The sequence below is a fragment of the Paenibacillus sp. TSA_86.1 genome (assembly GCF_052691815.1).
In genome coordinates, this window is record NZ_JBQZGE010000019.1 from 1 (window position 1) to 17,060 (window position 17,060).

Genomic DNA, 17,060 nt, shown 5'->3' on the forward strand with positions numbered 1-17,060 from the left:
CAATGAAATTTACGGACAAATCCGTCGCGTAAGTGTCTACTTTCTTGACATAGGTCCATGGTGATCGTTAGAATTTGAAAAGCCCTCTTTTGCTCCAAATAAGGCTGCTGGTGATCGTTAGAAAATGAGCGCGTGTTAGTTATTTGGTTCGTTGGTTCGTTGGTTCGTTGGTTGGTTGGTTGGTAAACCCGAAAAAACGCAAATCCATTGGGATTGTGCGTTCGTGGGATAATCGCGCTGCTTTGCCAACTTATGACCAACGTATGGTCATTGAGAGGACATCGAAAGGACATTGAAAGGAAATGGATTAATGATTATATCAAGAGTGAACCCAGACAGATTGCTCCGTACGCCGGGACGGAGAATATGCTTATGAAACTGCCATGCTATCCTTAATCCGGCGAGGATACTGGCTTTCTGACCTTTTTCATGCGAGAGTTGATTAGCGTTTCCTCTGTTATAACGATTTTCTGCGGAATTTTGTATGGAGGGAGTTTATCTTGGCAATAGACCCAAATGGCTCTGCGAAGCTCAGTCAAAGAACAGGGGCTGGAGATTCGGACTATGGCCTTCACCTGCTGGCCTGTAATTCCGCTCACCTCGCCCGTGACCACCGCAGCCTCAATGCAATCCATCATTTCGAGCACATTCTCCACTTCAGCAGGGTACACTTTCCAGCCGCCTACGTTAATGATCTCGGAACGACGACCCAGTATGCGGATATATCCTTGCTCTATAACTGCCTCGTCTCCTGTTCGCAGCCATCCATCTTCAGTAAAAGGAGAAGGGGCATTCAGATAACCTATCATCGCCGTTGCGGTGTGAATCTGCAACTCTCCGTCCACAACCCGGTACTTCACCTCTTCATCCTGAATGGAAAATAACAGCGATCCCGGTTCTTTGGAGCGTGTCGGCAAAATGCCTACTTCGGACATGCCGTAAGCCTGAATCGTTCTAATCCTTGGGAACCGCCGAGTCCAGGCAGCCAGAACCGATTCTGGCATCACTTCCGAACCATAGGAGACAACTTCCAGACTCGACAGATCATAAGTCTCATCTTGTTTTCCCAGAAGCAGCAGATTCATAAATGTCGGGGAGACCGGCAGTGCCTGTACACGATGTTTTTGAATGGTACGACACACTTCGTCCGGAGTACGATTCGCCAATATACATAGGCAGCCCCCGCTGGACAAAGATTGCAGCATCGTGTTCACCCCGCCGATGTGATCAAACATCATGAAAGGTATCGTTCGCAGGGAACGCACCTGACGCCGAAAGGAGTGTAATAGCAGATCTGCCCGGTGCACGGTTGCTTTGCTTACCCCTGTAGATCCTGAGGAGAACAGCACTAGACCGCCCAGCTGCTCCTTTCCCAATTCAGTCAAAATGGGTGGTGTCACGCCTTCGCTATGAGGTTCGTACATTTGTTTTACGACGAGCCGGTCTGCATTTCTTTCTAGTCGTACAGCCACATGTGCCAGCTTCACGTACTCATTCCGTTTGGCCTCGACCAGATTCCGATCCATGGGCAGCACGATACAGCTCTCTTTAAGCAATGCGAGCAATGCCGCAGCTGCATAAGGAGAATAATCCTCTTCCAATGTGACAACCTGCCTGGATATCCCCTCTCTTGCGATCCATTCTTCCATGAGAAAAATCTGGTCAACTAGCCAGTCGTAGCTGTACTCCTGATCTTCCCAAATGAATGCAGGCTGCTGTCCATGAGTGGCAAATCGCTCCAGCAAAAAGTCAATCATCACCTCCACCCTCCCCATCACTGCCCAGGGTCTGCTGCTGTGCAAGATAATTCACCAGCGAGCCTACGGTCTGATACGGACTTTCAGGCAAGGAAGCAGCGGCAATCTCATCGAGAGCGTTGCCCATACCTGTTCCCCAATGCTCTTCCATCCCCTGCTCGACCACAGCTAGCAAAGACACCAGTTCCAGTGAATTCAGTCGTCCGTCCCGACCATATAGTGGAGCGTTACCGCCCTCATCCAAGGCAATGAAGGTGTTATGATACGCATTCAATTCCCGGCAGCTATCCAGTACGATGCGCAGCAGGGCTGCCTTGTGTTCATTTTCATTGTCTAGAACTGTTCGGGATTGCCGTGGATATGTGGAAGCTTGAGGCAATACTCGTCTTAACGACTCATACCAGCGCCATTCATCTGTGACCAGCTCTTGCACTACGCCTGATAACTGTGCTTGCCACCCTTCACGCCGCTTCATCCGTCCCACCTGAAGCAGGCTATTGGCCTTTTCCCACCGGAGAATGATGTTCTCATATTCCCTGGCATATTGGTCAAGCGGCGCACCCAGCCACTCAGCAGACTCCTTGAGCAAATCCCGGAAATAATATCGACTCCACCGCATATCAAAAAGCAGACCCGAAATTCGGGCTTCGTTCTCTGCATTCCCTCCTGTATTTCCTTCCAGCACATTGACCAGACTTGTAGATACGGCATGTCCAAAATAAAAACGCCGGGTTCCCTCCGTGACCGTTCTACCTGTCAAAAATTCATGGACCTGAGTAGTCAGTGCTTGAGCGAGCATCTCCCGGTAACCCTGTGAATTCAGCAGCACTTTGGCCTGAATGTCCGTTGTTCCGTAGGTTCGCAGCGTCTCCTTCCGTTTAACACCCGCAAGTTCAGGAATGGTCTGATGCCCTCTCCAAAAATCATGGAAAGCTGCATGCTCCACTTTGCCTTTAAACTTGTAAAAAACAGGGTCGTAAACATACATATGCTCTTCATCCATACCATACACGGCAAGCCAATGATCCATCAGGTAATGTCTTGATCCTTCTTTGACATGTTTGTTAATGTATTCAGGGTTGCGATAATCGTCACAATAAGGCAGATGGTAGCTGGTGCCTGTCGCCAAAAAAAGTCTGCCCGCTTCAAGCTGTCGCCGAATCTGTACTTTCCCTTCCTCAAAGCTACCCAGCTCCCGCTGGTCAGTGATCTTCCAGATCGGTTCCTCATAATCCAGTTTGTGAAAATAAGTCTTTACCAAGCCGTTATCTTCGCATGACGGCAGGGTATATAATCGGCTGGCAGCCAGCATGGCAAGACTTGACACGGAGCCCTGCCGCTCGAGCACTTCATGAATCAAAGGGAAGTTGCATGGATAATAGTAAGGGATGTCCAGTGTTGGAGCGAAGGAATGGATTATCATCTGAGGGAGCCTCCTGTTTCTGCTTTGGCAGATGTACTGCCCCAAGCCTGAATATGATAGTGGAGAGACATGTCTTCGGTTGCACGAAATACTCGATTGGCTATGGGATTGCCATTCTGATCGGTCTCAAATTGCCGGAAACCACGTGTAAAACGGAAGGCGAAGCCACTGTCTCTCGGAATACGATAACGACCTTCGTAGTGACCATCACCTGTATGCATGAGCTTCATACCCATCCCGCCGTAGATGAATTCTTCCCATTGCTCCGATAATGTGAATGTTGATGTGAACTTTGCCTGCATACAGACTTGTACAACGGGAGCAAGCTCAGGTATAACACTGTAATCTCGTGTAGCCGTCAGCTCACCGACCTGCAACGTGATCGTTGCATTCCCTGTGGTATGAGGAATCAGCGTACCATCTGCAAGAACCTGAAGAACTTCGGGATGACTTGAAACATATTCTCCGCTAAGCTTTGTCAAAATCAGACCATTATCACAATAAAGCCGAGCCTGAACCTTTACCTGCATCCCGCCTTTCAGTCCCACGACATTTCTGCCATACAGCTCCATTGAGACCGGTTTCCCTTCTTGACCGAACATGTACAACAGGGGCAATTGCACACGCGCTCCCCAATCCGCTTCCTGATGGCATGCATCCGGCTGTTCGAAGTAAGCCAGCTTTTTCACATCTGCTCCCCGATCCTGCATCTCCTGTACGACTTTTCTTACCTGTTCAGGCAAGAACAACCCTTCGGTATCTCCGATATCCACCCACATTTTCACATCCGGAATGATATCCGGCAGTCGGTATGTGTTTTTCTCCCGCAGTCCAAACTCTGCTTGTTCATCCAATTGCACATCCACAAAGTACGGAGACATCATAATCAGCTTGCCAAATACATCGGGATGACGCATTCCGATATGCAATGTGCATAATGCAGCTGCCGAGGAACCAAGTAATCCCGTGTTATCTCTATCTCTCTGTGTCCGGTATTGCCGATCAATCATCGGTTTAAGCTCATGAATGATAAAATGCTCGTATTCCTTTCCTGAGCCTCCTATGCCGGTAATTTCCTTCCCAGCGTCAACGTGGTGGTAGAACTCGTTGCGGGTAACCGGACGCACATGTGCGATGGCAACGATAATGATGGGTTCAATCCGGCCAGCAGAGATAAGTTCATCTGCTGCCAGGTCAAGTTGCCACGTTTCGTTCCCCAGACGGGATGGCCCAAAAACCCGTTGTCCTGCATGAACGTACAGCACCGGGTAATACCGTTCAGTCTGCTCCTTATACCCTGGCGGAAGATATACGTAGATGTTGCGCCTGTTGCCAAGCTGCGATGCCTGAATGTTTTCCAGACACTCCATAATCGATCCTGATCTCATTGCCATCAACCGCCTTTCTTTTCCATCAAACAAAGTAAATAAGCAAACTTCCCCCGGATCCTGCTGTGGATCGCAGGTAACAACAAACAACCCCGCCTCAGGAGAGACGGGGTTGTCCCGGATAAGTCAGCCGAATGGCAAGCTGATCCGGAATGCATGGCCCTTAATTTGATTGAATCTGCGAATAGTTTAAATCGAGTGGCATACTTTTGTAAATATAAAAATAGAAAAAAAATACTTAGAAAAAAGTTATTGACACAAAACCCAAATTTTCTTAAGATAGCGATGTGATCATAACTCGAGGGCTATGCTTTTAAACCCCAGCGGTTTAGGACAACCCCGGTAACTCCCCAAGGAGATACCGGGGTTGTCTGCGTTTGCTCCTGGAAGGAGGAATCCAAACAATTCAGTGAATAAATCTGCACTATTGTAAGCGCTACAATTCAAAGCCAGTTGGTTGTTTATCAAAACTACTACATTCACGAAGGGTGGATCACCATGTTTCAAATGGCCAAACGCGCAATCCTCAGCACCACACTGACCCTCGGCTTGCTTGCCGGCAGCGCCCTGCCGTTCTTGCCAGCTTCCGCTGTTTACGCCGATCCGGATACCGCTGTAACCAACAAGCAGAGCTTCAGTACAGATGTGATCTACCAAGTGTTTACGGATCGCTTTTTGGACGGCAATCCCTCCAACAACCCTACCGGAGCCGCTTATGATGCCACATGCAGCAATTTGAAGCTCTACTGCGGCGGAGACTGGCAAGGGTTAATCAACAAAATCAACGATAACTATTTCAGTGATCTGGGTGTCACAGCGTTGTGGATCTCCCAGCCTGTCGAAAATATTTTTGCAACGATCAACTATAGCGGTGTAACCAACACAGCCTACCACGGCTACTGGGCTCGGGACTTCAAAAAGACCAATCCATACTTCGGCACGATGGCGGATTTTCAGAACCTGATTACGACGGCTCATGCCAAAGGCATCAAGATTGTCATTGACTTTGCACCGAACCACACCTCTCCAGCGATGGAAACGGACACGTCTTTTGCCGAAAATGGCAGATTGTACGATAACGGTACACTGGTGGGCGGTTATACCAATGATACCAACGGGTATTTCCATCACAATGGCGGCTCCGACTTCTCTTCCCTGGAGAACGGCATCTACAAGAACCTGTACGACCTGGCGGATTTCAACCACAATAACGCGACCATTGACAAATACTTCAAAGATGCAATCAAACTGTGGCTTGATATGGGCGTTGACGGCATTCGGGTGGATGCGGTGAAGCATATGCCTCTCGGTTGGCAAAAGAGCTGGATGTCATCCATTTATGCACACAAACCGGTATTCACTTTTGGTGAATGGTTCCTGGGATCGGCTGCATCCGATGCAGATAACACGGATTTTGCCAATAAATCTGGTATGAGCCTGCTTGATTTCCGCTTTAACTCCGCTGTGCGTAATGTGTTCCGAGATAACACATCCAACATGTACGCGCTGGATTCCATGATTAACAGTACCGCTACAGATTACAATCAAGTGGGCGATCAGGTAACGTTCATCGACAACCATGATATGGATCGTTTCAAAACAAATGCAGTTAACAATCGCCGCCTGGAACAAGCTTTGGCCTTTACATTGACTTCACGTGGTGTGCCTGCCATCTACTACGGTACAGAACAGTATCTGACGGGAAATGGCGATCCGGATAACCGGGCCAAAATGCCTTCGTTCTCCAAAACTACGACAGCATTTAACGTGATCAGCAAACTGGCTCCTCTGCGCAAATCCAATCCGGCCATTGCCTACGGTTCCACACAACAGCGCTGGATTAACAATGATGTATATGTTTATGAGCGCAAATTCGGCAAGAGTGTAGCCGTTGTTGCTGTGAATCGCAATCTTTCCACATCAGCAAGCATTGCAGGATTGAGTACTTCGCTGCCTACAGGCTCATACACGGATGTACTTGGCGGCGTGTTGAACGGAAACAACATCACGTCTAGTAACGGCAGCATCAACACCTTCACCCTTGCTGCGGGCGCAACGGCAGTATGGCAATATACCACAGCCGAAACGACACCTACCATCGGTCATGTCGGTCCGGTCATGGGTAAACCAGGCAATGTCGTCACGATTGACGGCCGCGGATTTGGCTCCACGAAAGGCACGGTATACTTCGGCACTACAGCCGTTACTGGAGCAGCCATCACATCATGGGAAGATACACAGATTAAAGTAACCATCCCTTCCGTTGCCGCTGGCAACTATGCGGTCAAAGTCGCTGCTAATGGGGTAAACAGCAATGCGTATAACAACTTCACCATCCTGACCGGCGATCAGGTTACGGTTCGCTTCGTTGTAAACAATGCCTCCACAACACTTGGACAGAACCTTTATCTGACAGGCAACGTAGCAGAGCTTGGCAACTGGAGCACCGGATCGACCGCCATCGGACCCGTGTTTAACCAAGTGATTCATGCGTACCCAACCTGGTACTACGATGTCAGCGTACCGGCAGGCAAACAGCTGGAGTTCAAGTTTTTCAAGAAAAACGGCTCAACCATTACATGGGAAGGCGGCTCCAACCACACATTTACCGCACCAGCGAGCGGAACAGCCACCGTTACGGTAAACTGGCAGTAAGAGCTTCATATCATGAATACACAAGCTAACCCGGAGTACGCAAATGCAGCGTATATTCCGGGTTTTGCTGTGTGATCCGGATTTTGCGGTAAACCCGTGATTTGCTGTGTGACGGACAAGCTTGGAGCCTTGGCTATATGTTTAGCTATGTGCTTGTCTCCATGCTTGTCCATCCTGATACGCCAAACTCATTGCAGCTCAGTGACAACGGATGTTTCCTCACATCCGTGTTGAACGATCCCTCTTCTTCTGTATGAAAATCTAAGTATAGGTTCGAATGGACTTCAAGGCTGTGATTGCAACGATCCCCGTTGCAAGGAGTAAGACACCTACGCTTTCCAAAACCGTAGCTGCACCCCATTGATCGGCTAAGATTGAGACTACGGTCAGGCCAAGGATCGGCGCTGTACTTGTGATGGTTCCAACAACACCGTAAACACTCCCTTGCATCTCATCGGGTACGGCGGTGCGTAACATAATCTGGGTTAGCATCGTGCAGCAGGCAAACATGGCTCCTCCGCCTATGATAAGTGGCAAGGCCATAACAGGCGAGGATACATGGGCTAGAAGCATATAGACTGGCCCCAACACCAGCAGACCAATAAAGACCCATCTCCCGCGATGTTTCAGTCGTTTCCCCGAAGCGATCAGCACCCCTGATCCAATCATATACCCCAGAGGAATACACATTTCAATCAAACCAAATTGAACCGGATTCGCCTTCCATACGTTAACAGCCATCACCTGAATGAGCATCATGGCCGACATGAAAAACAGCAATAAGAGCGGATTAAGCAATACAATCGAACGAATGAGCGGACTGCGATAGATGTAAGCAAATGAACTTCGCCATGCCTGTGCAAAAGATTTCGAGTCACCGCTGGCACGCATCACCTGCGGAAAACGCCCTGCCAGTAACACACAGACTGCAGACAATAGGAAAGTTGCCCCCGTAATCAGGATGGCGACAAAACCGCCAAACGCAGCTACAGCGACCCCGGCAGCAGCCAAACCACTGATACGAGCCAGATTGTCCACCAGATGAATGGTACCCGTTGCCTGCTGGATGTGCTGCTTGCCGACCATGCTCGCAACGGAAGCGTGAAATGCGGGTGCTTGAAAAAGACTCGAAAACATCGATAAAGAGAGCAATAACAGCAAAACAGGAAAAGGTGCTTGCCAGCTGAATAGACTAACTGCAATCAGCAGGGCGATGACACCGCGAAGCACGTCCGAAGCCAACATTAGCTTCCTTCTATCAAACCGATCGGCTACCGTGCCCGCTACCGATCCAAATAAAAAGCTGACTGCCATATTACAGATCTGCACAGCAGCCATGCTCTTGGCGCTGCCAGTCGTCTGAAGTACCCATAGACTGATGGCAATGCTATTAAAGCAGTCGCCAAAGACAGATATGCCATACCCATACAGGATTCTCCGAAACGTCTTGTTACGCGACAGGGTTCCAGGTACTTCACTGCTTTGCAAAACAGCTTGTCCCCCTGGATAGGCTGCAGCCTCAGGTTCACTGGAAGGGTTCATCCCCATACAACACGTTCCTCCTTTTTCTTCATTAGAAGCCCTAACCCTGTAAGCACAAGCAGGCACTTCCGAAGCATTGCCAGTCAACAAAGACATGACGTTGCGGAAGTGCCTGCTTGAAGTAGCGCAAGTGTGGCTCATCTCTCCCATACTGCGACTGACTATGCTGTTGAAGGCACGGTGTCATCTTACCCTTTGTATGCTATGAAGTGATGTTGATCTCTGGAGGTCATAGAGAGATGTTAACCTTTGGACGCACCTGTCGTCAGACCCTGCACGAGGAATCGCTGCAGGAATACAAACAGCAGAGTAATAGGAATGGCGATCAATACCGCGCCCGCAGCAAACATTGTGAAGTTACTGTCCTGATACCGATTGACCAGATCCCACATCCCCACGGCCAGAGTCCAGTTCTCCTTGGTACGCAGCACCAGCCGGGCAAAAATAAAATCCATCCATGCCCCTGTGAAACTGGTTAATGCGACGTACGTCAGCATCGGTTTGGATAATGGCAGAATGATGCTGGTGAACACACGCAGATGGCTTGCACCATCGATGCGAGCCGCTTCATCCAGGCTGCGCGGGATCGTGTCAAAGAAACCTTTGACGATGAATCCGCCCAGCACTGCGCCTGAGGAATAGACCAGAATAAGCGCAGCATGCGTGTCGAGCAGCTTGATTTGCAGCAAAATAATATAGATGGCAATCATGCTCATGAAACTTGGAAACATGCCCAGAATGAGCATGGTGGACAGAATCGTTTTACGCCCCCGAAAACGGAACCGCGACAATGCATACATCCCCAGCGTTACCATTAATGTTGAAAAAATCATCGTAAAGAAGGCAATCTTCAGTGTATTCATATACCATCTGCCATACATAAAAGACGGATTGTTAAACAGCTCTCCATAATGGGACAACGTGAAACTTTCCGGCCATAAGCGTTCACTGAACAATGCGGCGCCAGGACGCAAGGACGATAGAAAAATCCACAATACCGGATAGACAGACACAACAGCAATAATGAGCAAAAGCACGTAACTAAGCGCCAAACGAATCGGATTGTTGCGTTTCTTCATTGGATCATGTCCTCCTCCTTGAATGATTTGGAGCGGCGGAAGTTCCAGATGGAGAAGGTGGCGATAATCAGGAAGATGATGATACCTACCGCGGAGGCCATATTGAATTTGTTATTGTCGAGCGTGAGCTTGTAGAGCCAGGTTACCAGCAAATCCGTTGCCCCTGCGTACTGGTAGTCGCCGCGAAGCGGGTTACCGTTCGTTAACAGGAAAATCACGTTGAAGTTGTTGAAATTTCCGGCAAACTGCATGATTAGCACCGGCGTTGTGGCAAATAAAATGAACGGCATCGTAATAATTTTGAACTTCTGGAATGCAGAAGCGCCATCTACTTCGGCTGCCTCATACAGATCACGCGGAATAGCCGTAAGCACACCCAAGATTAATACCATGCTGACCGGGATACCAATCCACATGTTGACGACAATGACAGTAACCTTAGCCCAGAACGGGTCTGTCAGCCACGGTAATCCTTCAAGCCCGAATGCTCGCATATACGTATTGATCGGTCCAAATTGACCGTTGAACAGATTGCGCATCAGCAGCAGCGAGATAATCTGTGGAATGGCATAAGGTAAAATAAAAATCGTGCGCCACAGCTTTTTGAAGCGAATGCCCTGCTGTTCGATCAGCAAAGCCACCAGTACCCCGCCAAAATAGGTGGTGACGGTCGCCAAAACGGCCCAGATGACTGTCCAGGTCAGCACGCCGTAGAACGTCTGACTCCATGATTTGAGCTGAATCAAATCCGTAAATGTTTTGAATCCTACCCAGTCCACCAGTTTCGCTGGCGGGATATGATCCGGTGCAGAATAGTTGGTAAACGCAATCGTAACGGTGAACAGAATCGGCATGATGGTAAAAAACAGAATACCGATTGCCGGGATCGACAAGAACAGATACGGAAAGTTCTTGTCCATGACATGACGTATCGTCGCCGCAGCTCCAAGCGTCGGTTTCCCCTGTTCTCTTGCAAGTCCGGTCAGATACGCATCCCGAATGTTCAGGATGTACACAAGTACAAACACAAAAAAAACCAACAGCACAATAATTCCGTCCAGCAGCAAAAAGATGGAATGGTCTCCCTTTTGAAGCACCGTTGAACCATTTACTTTCACAAACCGCTGTGTGTTCTCCCCCAGTGTCCATATTCCCCATACTGCCTGGGATAGCCGTGGAAGCAGGTATGCAAGCCCTGCTCCCTCCAGTAGCAACAGAACAATTCCTTTAATCCATTGCCGATTATATAACTGTCCAAGACCTTGCAGTATGATGGAGCATATGGCTGCTGTCATCCGGTGCTGCTTTTCCCTGTTCGGCTGGGCAGATACCGGCACATGCTGTTGTGGCATATGCTCTCTCCTCTCCATTTGGTATGATTCGTCGCTTCATCATTATTTCGTTGATTCGTTGTTATTGCACGGTTGCCAGACTCTCCTTAATCTGCTTAACAGCGTTGTCGAGTGAAGCTTTTACATCCTTGCCGCTATCCCAAATGTCGGTAATGGCTGACGAAATCGGTCCCCATACACTGTCCATGGCTGGAAGCGAAGGCATCGGTGTAGAGTTGTTGAATTGTTCAAGGAAAGCTTTGTTGATCGGGTCTTCCTGTACTTTGGCGTCCGCTGCCACATTTTTGTTCGCTGGAAGCGTGCCGTTCATATCAAAGTTCTCCATCTGGGCTTCTTCGTTCGAGAGGAACGCGGCCAGCAGCTTGGAAGCATTCGGGTACTGGGTAAATGCATTGACGTAATAGGCTTTTACACCAGAGAAAGAGGTCATTGGCTTGCCATCCATAGCTGGAAGCGGAGCGACTCCAAAATCAATCCCGGCGTTGCGATAGTCGGCAATGGTCCAAGGTCCGTTAATATCCATCGCCAGTTTGCCGCTGGAGAACAGTCCTTTTTTGATATCATAGTTCACATCACCCATCTTGAGCGGTAACACCTCAGCCTTCAGCTTTTGAAGAAATTCCCCACCCTTCCGGGCCCCTTCGTTGTTCAGACCGAGATCACTACGATCCATCCCGTTATCGCCGAATATATATCCACCCTGGGAAGCCAGGAAGGCATAGTTATAATAGAATTGCTGGAGCTCCCACATCAGTGCATACCGATTAGACTTGGTATTGTTGAACGTTTTGGCAAAATCGATGATTTCATCAAAGTTTTTCGGTGCTTCGGGGTACAATGTTTTGTTGTAAAAGAGGGCGTATGTTTCGACGCTGTATGGATATCCGTACAAAATGTCTTTGAACGTCACCGCCTTCAGCGCATTCTCGCTGGTATTGGCTGTAGTTTCGGCTTCAAAGATATCATTGGGCAAAATAAGTCCTGCTTCCGAGGCGCTGCCAATCTTGTCATGCGGGAACACAACAACGTCCGCGGCAAGCCCGGCGGGGCCATCCGTCGTTAGCTTGGTTACCTGGTCTGTTGGCGGAAGCTCCTCCATTTTGACCATGACACCATATTTTCCCTCGAATTTTTTGACTCTCTGCTCGATAAAGCTGCTCTGGTTTTTATCCTCCCAGATCACCAGTGTTGCGCCCTCCTCGGGCTGGAGATTCTCAGCGGTCAGCTGAACCGTGTCCTCCGGACTATCACTTGGCGTTGCCGGAGAAGAACTGCCACCTCCCCCAGTGGAGCATGCAGCCAATGTAAACGCCATTCCGATGGACAATACTGCGCCTTGCCATTTTCTCATGTAAAATGTCCCCTTTCCCTCTGCGTGATGCAACTCAATTTTCGCGCTTTTCACCCTATAAAATGTGTAGATTGTCAGGAGTTTGTATTCCATGTGAATTACTGTACAAACGTTTGCTCAAAATGGAAGACAAGATCGCTTCGATATCCAGTATGTAGGGGGAAACAAGCCCATAATGAAGTATTTACAATGATGTAAGCGCTATAATATCTTCCACATCATACAACACTGAACTTTCTTTGTACAAACGTTTGCACAAGCTATATTTCTTCAAATTTAACCATATCCTGAATTTTAATCACAGTAATTTCCTGTTTCCTTGATCTACCTCTTTCTTCCTTTATTTTGCTCCACTTGCATTCTGGTTCATTTCGTAAACAATTGATTTCCAGTACCCTTTGCATTACCATAGGAGAATGTTGAAATGATTGAATCAGAAGGGGTTTTTTACATGATTACGATCAAAGATATTGCCAAATTGGCGGGTGTTTCCCCTTCTACAGTGTCACGGGTGATTTCGGGTCATCCCAGAATCAGTACGGAAACATCTCTTAAAGTTAAACAAATTATGAAAGAGCTCAATTATCATCCCAATATGATGGCAAAGAGCCTTGTGTCCAAAACAACGCAAACGCTTGGAATTATGCTGCCTCGTCCTGCGGAGGAACTTTTTCAAAATTACTTCTTTGGAGAATTGCTGCGCGGTATTATTACCTATGCGACTCGTAACAACTATGAATTGCTGCTGTCTACCGAGACGTCCTCCGACGATGAGTTACAGGCTATTTCCCGTCTTGTGCATGGGCGCAGGGTCGATGGTATCTTGCTGCTAGGTTCGAAACGAGACGACCCGATCATCTCTTTTCTGGAAGAGGAAAAATTCCCCTTTGTGCTGATTGGCCGAAGTGAAACCCATCCAAATGCTCCGATGGTGGACAACGATAATGTACAGACCGCTTATGATGCAACCCAGCATCTTATCGCTCAAGGTCATACTCGCATCGGATTTGTAAGCGGCCCGCCGGATATTACGTTATCGCATGATCGCATGCGCGGATATCGGAAGGCTCTTGATGAATCTGGACTAACCGCCACGAACGACTGGATCGTGGAGGGTGAATTTCTGCAGGAAAGCGGCTTCCGCGCTATGTCCTTGTTCATGTCGCTACCCGACAGGCCTACTGCCATCGTCGTTATTGATGATAATGTGGCTTTTGGTGTGTTAAGAGCACTTGCAGAACTTGGATATCGAGTGCCCGAGGATATCAGTGTAGTTAGTTTTAACAATATCGCTTTGTCCGAACTTGCTTCGCCTCCGCTCAGTTCCATTGATATTGGAACCTATCAGCTCGGGTATACCGCAGTTCAGGTTCTGTTAAAAATTCTCGGCAACGAGCCTCTCGCTCAGAACCCTGTTATTATTCCGCATCGCCTGATCGTACGTGAATCATCTCTATATTCGAAGGTTAAGCCTTTCCTGAGTTAAGCGCTCTACCTTATATTTTAAAAATGCAAACGTTTGTCTAAAACGCCCTTTCTTCAGAACTTGAATGTTGTAAAAGGAATCCTTGAGCGCATGCCAGAGATAACAAATGGCGATGCATTACCAATGACAAAAACAAAGAAGCCGTAATTATACGGCTTCTTTGGTGATCTTATAATATCTTATTTATCGTCTTATATTGACGACTCACGAATCATCGTCCTGTTTGACGATTGAATCAGAAAGAAAAGCAAATTAATAAGAACTCCAGCCTGCGTCAGCGGTAATTACGGTACCATTTACAAAACTGGATTCGTCCGATCCGAGGAACAAAGCCACTTTGGCAATCTCTTCACTCGTTCCTACCCGTGGGTTGATGGCCATCCCCTGTTGCTGTCGTCCCGCACCGAACGGGTTAATGCCCGTCATGGATGCCCCGATGTTGGTTGCAACCGCTCCGGGTGCAATCGCATTACAACGAATGCCTTGCTCGGCATACATGTATCCTGTATTTTTGGTAAAACCCACCACAGCATGTTTGGAAGCGGTATAAGCGGCTCCTGCCCGTCCACCGTGCAAGCCACCTGCTGAAGCAATATTTACAATAACGCCTTGCTGTTTCTCCAGGAAAATTGGCAGTACTTTGCGTGTTGTGCGCATAACACTTGTTGTGTTCACGGCAAAAACCTTGTCCCACCGCTCATCGCTAATATCCGCAGCCGGCTCCATCCCATCCATAATCCCCGCATTGTTGACCAGAATGTCTACTGTACCGTATTGGCTCACCGTTTGATCAATAAGTTGCTGGACGTCTTCCTCTTTCGCAACATTCGCCAGAAGAACGAATGCTTCCCCACCCTTTGCCTCGATCTCTTGCACGACTGCCTGGGCAGCTTCTTTGTTGATATCGGAAACAACGACTTTGGCTCCTTCTTGCGCATACAATGTGGCAATGGCTTTCCCCATTCCCGATCCTGCACCTGTGACAATGGCCACTTTATTTTGAAGTTTCATTGATTTACGCCTCCTTCAATGTATTCGTTTGCATAGAGATAACAAACAAATGTTTATTATCTCTTATCCTTAGTATAATAAGTCATAGCTTTTCGATACAATCAGTAAAAACCTGTCCAAATGTACGTTAAACAACAAGATCTCTCCTGTTTGTACGTTATCTTTTATAAATATCATCAGGGAGGAATTCCAATGCCCGAAACATCGGACACGATGGATCGAAGAATCCGCAAATCCAAAGCTGCGCTGAAGGAAGCCCTCCTTCATTTGATGCAAAAACGTAATTTTAAGGAAATCTCCATCTCGGATATTGTGCAGCAAGCTGATCTGAATCGGGGAACCTTTTACAGACATTATCAATACAAGGAAGACCTGTTCAACGAAATCCTGCATGATGTGACTCAGGATCTGGTGTCCTCATTCCGCAAGCCGTACGAGGGGATGCAAGAATTCGAGGTGGGGCAGATGCCCTCTTCTGCCATTATGATCTTCGAACATGTGCATCAGCACGCCCAATTTTACACACTCGTAGTGCAATCCGAAGCTTCATCCAGCTTTCAGCGTATGATCTGTGATGTACTGCGTGATCTGTCTTTGCAGGACCTGAATCATGTATTCCCTCCACATATTAACCCGGAACTGCTCGCAAGTTATCAGTCCCATGCCATATTTGGCATGATCATGGAGTGGATCAGACAGGATTTCAAACACAGTCCCCATTACATGGCGGAAGAGTTGTTCAAAATTATTCATTACACCCCCTCACAACGATTGCAAAACTGAATAATTTCTCAAAATATGGGTATAATAAAAAGAGTCCTTATTCAACTATTTACACATTAACTAGTAAATTCAAATTAGAAGCAGGAGGAATGATGATGAAATCTTTCAAGTATCGTCTTGAGCAAAAGGAACCCCGTACCGGTCCCGGCGGTATCACTCGCGGAGCCTCGGTCCATGATTTCCCCGCATCCATAGGTATCGCTGGAGTGTCCATGCGCCTTGCGCCAGGCGGCATGCGTGAACTGCACTGGCATGCAAATGCGGCCGAGTGGGCATATGTTATTAGTGGTTCCTGCCGCACAACCGTTATTCATCCGGACGGACATTCATATACCGATACCTTTGAACCCGGAGATGTATGGTATTTCCCGCGTGGATATGGTCATTCCATTCAGGGTCTCGGACCGGACGAGTGCCACTTTATTTTGATTTTTGATAATGGGGATTTCTCGGAGGATCACACGTTCAGTATTACCGACTTTCTGACTCAGACACCAGACGCCATTGTTGCCCAGAACCTTGGCATCTCCCTCGAGCAAGCAGCCAAGCTCAATCAGGGGGAAGCCTATTTTGCCAAAGGTCCGGTACCCGATGACAGCTCCTCCTCAGCAACTTATCGTCGTAATTCTGAGCTGACCACCCCACACCGTTATCCATTACACGCCAAACAGCCGCGGCGGGCACCAGGCGGCGGTACCCAGCGTACGGTAACCGTGGAAGACTTCCCGATCTCCACTACGATGGCGGGTTCTCTGATCGAGCTTCAACCAGGCGCTCTGCGGGAACTACACTGGCACCCCAATGCGGATGAGTGGCAGTACTATATCAGCGGCACTGCAGAAATGACCGTATTTCTGGCCGAAGGGCAGGCTGTTACTGAACAGTTCGAAGCAGGAGACATTGGTTACGCCCCGATGGGTGCGGGGCATTACATCAAAAATACGGGTGATGACGTCTGCCGTGTACTGATTGGATTTAACAGTGGACACTATGAAGCCATTGACCTGAGTGAGTGGATTTCAGGCAATCCGGTAGACGTGCTCTCCACGAACCTGGGCATTTCCCGCGGGGAGGCAGAACAGCTCCCTGACGATACGTTGTTTATTGCCCCGGATCAGATCAAGGGAAAATAACGAAGAAGACTATAAGTGAGTGTGCAAGGTTCATTCCAGAAGATTAGCTCAGTTAAGGGAATGGTAACTTAAACTTAAGCGAGATTGAGCGAACCTGATG

Annotated in this window: 12 protein-coding genes; 4 read left to right on the plus strand and 8 right to left on the minus strand. The window is 48.3% G+C overall.

The window, feature by feature from the left end; translation table 11 throughout:
- Nucleotides 1-392: 392 nt before the first annotated feature.
- The 3 genes from ACUTVW_RS24200 to ACUTVW_RS24210 are packed head-to-tail and all read right to left on the minus strand — an operon-like array spanning nucleotide 393 to nucleotide 4,568.
- Nucleotides 393-1,757, minus strand: a complete 1,365-nt coding sequence (locus ACUTVW_RS24200) for an ANL family adenylate-forming protein (protein ID WP_445648115.1) — start codon at nucleotides 1,755-1,757, stop codon at nucleotides 393-395.
- Nucleotides 1,750-3,180, minus strand: a complete 1,431-nt coding sequence (locus ACUTVW_RS24205) for a hypothetical protein (protein WP_445648116.1) — start codon at nucleotides 3,178-3,180, stop codon at nucleotides 1,750-1,752. The genes ACUTVW_RS24200 and ACUTVW_RS24205 overlap by 8 nt, the downstream gene beginning before the upstream one ends.
- Nucleotides 3,177-4,568 (minus strand): alpha/beta hydrolase, encoded by a 1,392-nt coding sequence (locus tag ACUTVW_RS24210; protein ID WP_445648117.1) that lies wholly within the window; start codon nucleotides 4,566-4,568, stop codon nucleotides 3,177-3,179. The genes ACUTVW_RS24205 and ACUTVW_RS24210 overlap by 4 nt, the downstream gene beginning before the upstream one ends.
- Before the next feature lie 498 nt (nucleotides 4,569-5,066).
- On the opposite strand from ACUTVW_RS24210, the gene ACUTVW_RS24215 reads away from it, so the two are divergent.
- Entirely contained in the window at nucleotides 5,067-7,223 is a 2,157-nt protein-coding gene (locus ACUTVW_RS24215) for an alpha-amylase family glycosyl hydrolase (protein ID WP_445648118.1), read from the plus strand.
- 261 nt (nucleotides 7,224-7,484) lie between these two features.
- Here the strand turns inward: ACUTVW_RS24215 and ACUTVW_RS24220 are convergent, their stop codons facing one another.
- The 4 genes from ACUTVW_RS24220 to ACUTVW_RS24235 all read right to left on the minus strand — a co-directional run bounded on the left by ACUTVW_RS24220 (nucleotide 7,485) and on the right by ACUTVW_RS24235 (nucleotide 12,547).
- The gene (locus tag ACUTVW_RS24220) at nucleotides 7,485-8,771 is read right to left on the minus strand and encodes an MFS transporter (RefSeq protein ID WP_445648119.1); all 1,287 of its coding nucleotides are present in this window, start codon (nucleotides 8,769-8,771) and stop codon (nucleotides 7,485-7,487) included.
- A 236-nt stretch (nucleotides 8,772-9,007) separates the two neighbouring features.
- Nucleotides 9,008-9,844 carry a sugar ABC transporter permease gene (locus ACUTVW_RS24225; RefSeq protein WP_445648120.1) on the minus strand — a complete coding sequence of 279 codons (837 nt, stop codon included), beginning with the start codon at nucleotides 9,842-9,844 and terminating at the stop codon, nucleotides 9,008-9,010.
- Nucleotides 9,841-11,196, minus strand: coding sequence for a carbohydrate ABC transporter permease (locus ACUTVW_RS24230; protein WP_445648121.1), 1,356 nt, complete (start codon nucleotides 11,194-11,196; stop codon nucleotides 9,841-9,843). The genes ACUTVW_RS24225 and ACUTVW_RS24230 overlap by 4 nt, the downstream gene beginning before the upstream one ends.
- A 61-nt stretch (nucleotides 11,197-11,257) precedes the next feature.
- Nucleotides 11,258-12,547: a sugar ABC transporter substrate-binding protein gene (locus tag ACUTVW_RS24235; RefSeq protein ID WP_445648122.1), complete on the minus strand. Its 1,290-nt coding sequence runs from the start codon at nucleotides 12,545-12,547 to the stop codon at nucleotides 11,258-11,260.
- Nucleotides 12,548-12,998: 451 nt separating this feature from the next.
- On the opposite strand from ACUTVW_RS24235, the gene ACUTVW_RS24240 reads away from it, so the two are divergent.
- Nucleotides 12,999-14,033 (plus strand): LacI family DNA-binding transcriptional regulator, encoded by a 1,035-nt coding sequence (locus ACUTVW_RS24240; RefSeq protein ID WP_445648183.1) that lies wholly within the window; start codon nucleotides 12,999-13,001, stop codon nucleotides 14,031-14,033.
- 252 nt (nucleotides 14,034-14,285) lie between these two features.
- On the opposite strand, the gene ACUTVW_RS24245 is transcribed toward ACUTVW_RS24240, so the two are convergent.
- The gene (locus ACUTVW_RS24245) at nucleotides 14,286-15,044 is read right to left on the minus strand and encodes an SDR family oxidoreductase (protein ID WP_445648123.1); all 759 of its coding nucleotides are present in this window, start codon (nucleotides 15,042-15,044) and stop codon (nucleotides 14,286-14,288) included.
- Between the two features lie 192 nt (nucleotides 15,045-15,236).
- Between ACUTVW_RS24245 and ACUTVW_RS24250 the strand changes: the two genes are divergently transcribed.
- Nucleotides 15,237-15,827: a TetR/AcrR family transcriptional regulator gene (locus ACUTVW_RS24250; protein WP_445648124.1), complete on the plus strand. Its 591-nt coding sequence runs from the start codon at nucleotides 15,237-15,239 to the stop codon at nucleotides 15,825-15,827.
- Between the two features lie 95 nt (nucleotides 15,828-15,922).
- A complete protein-coding gene (locus tag ACUTVW_RS24255) occupies nucleotides 15,923-16,960 on the plus strand; it encodes a cupin domain-containing protein (RefSeq protein WP_445648125.1) in 1,038 nt (345 codons plus the stop codon).
- Nucleotides 16,961-17,060: the final 100 nt, after the last annotated feature.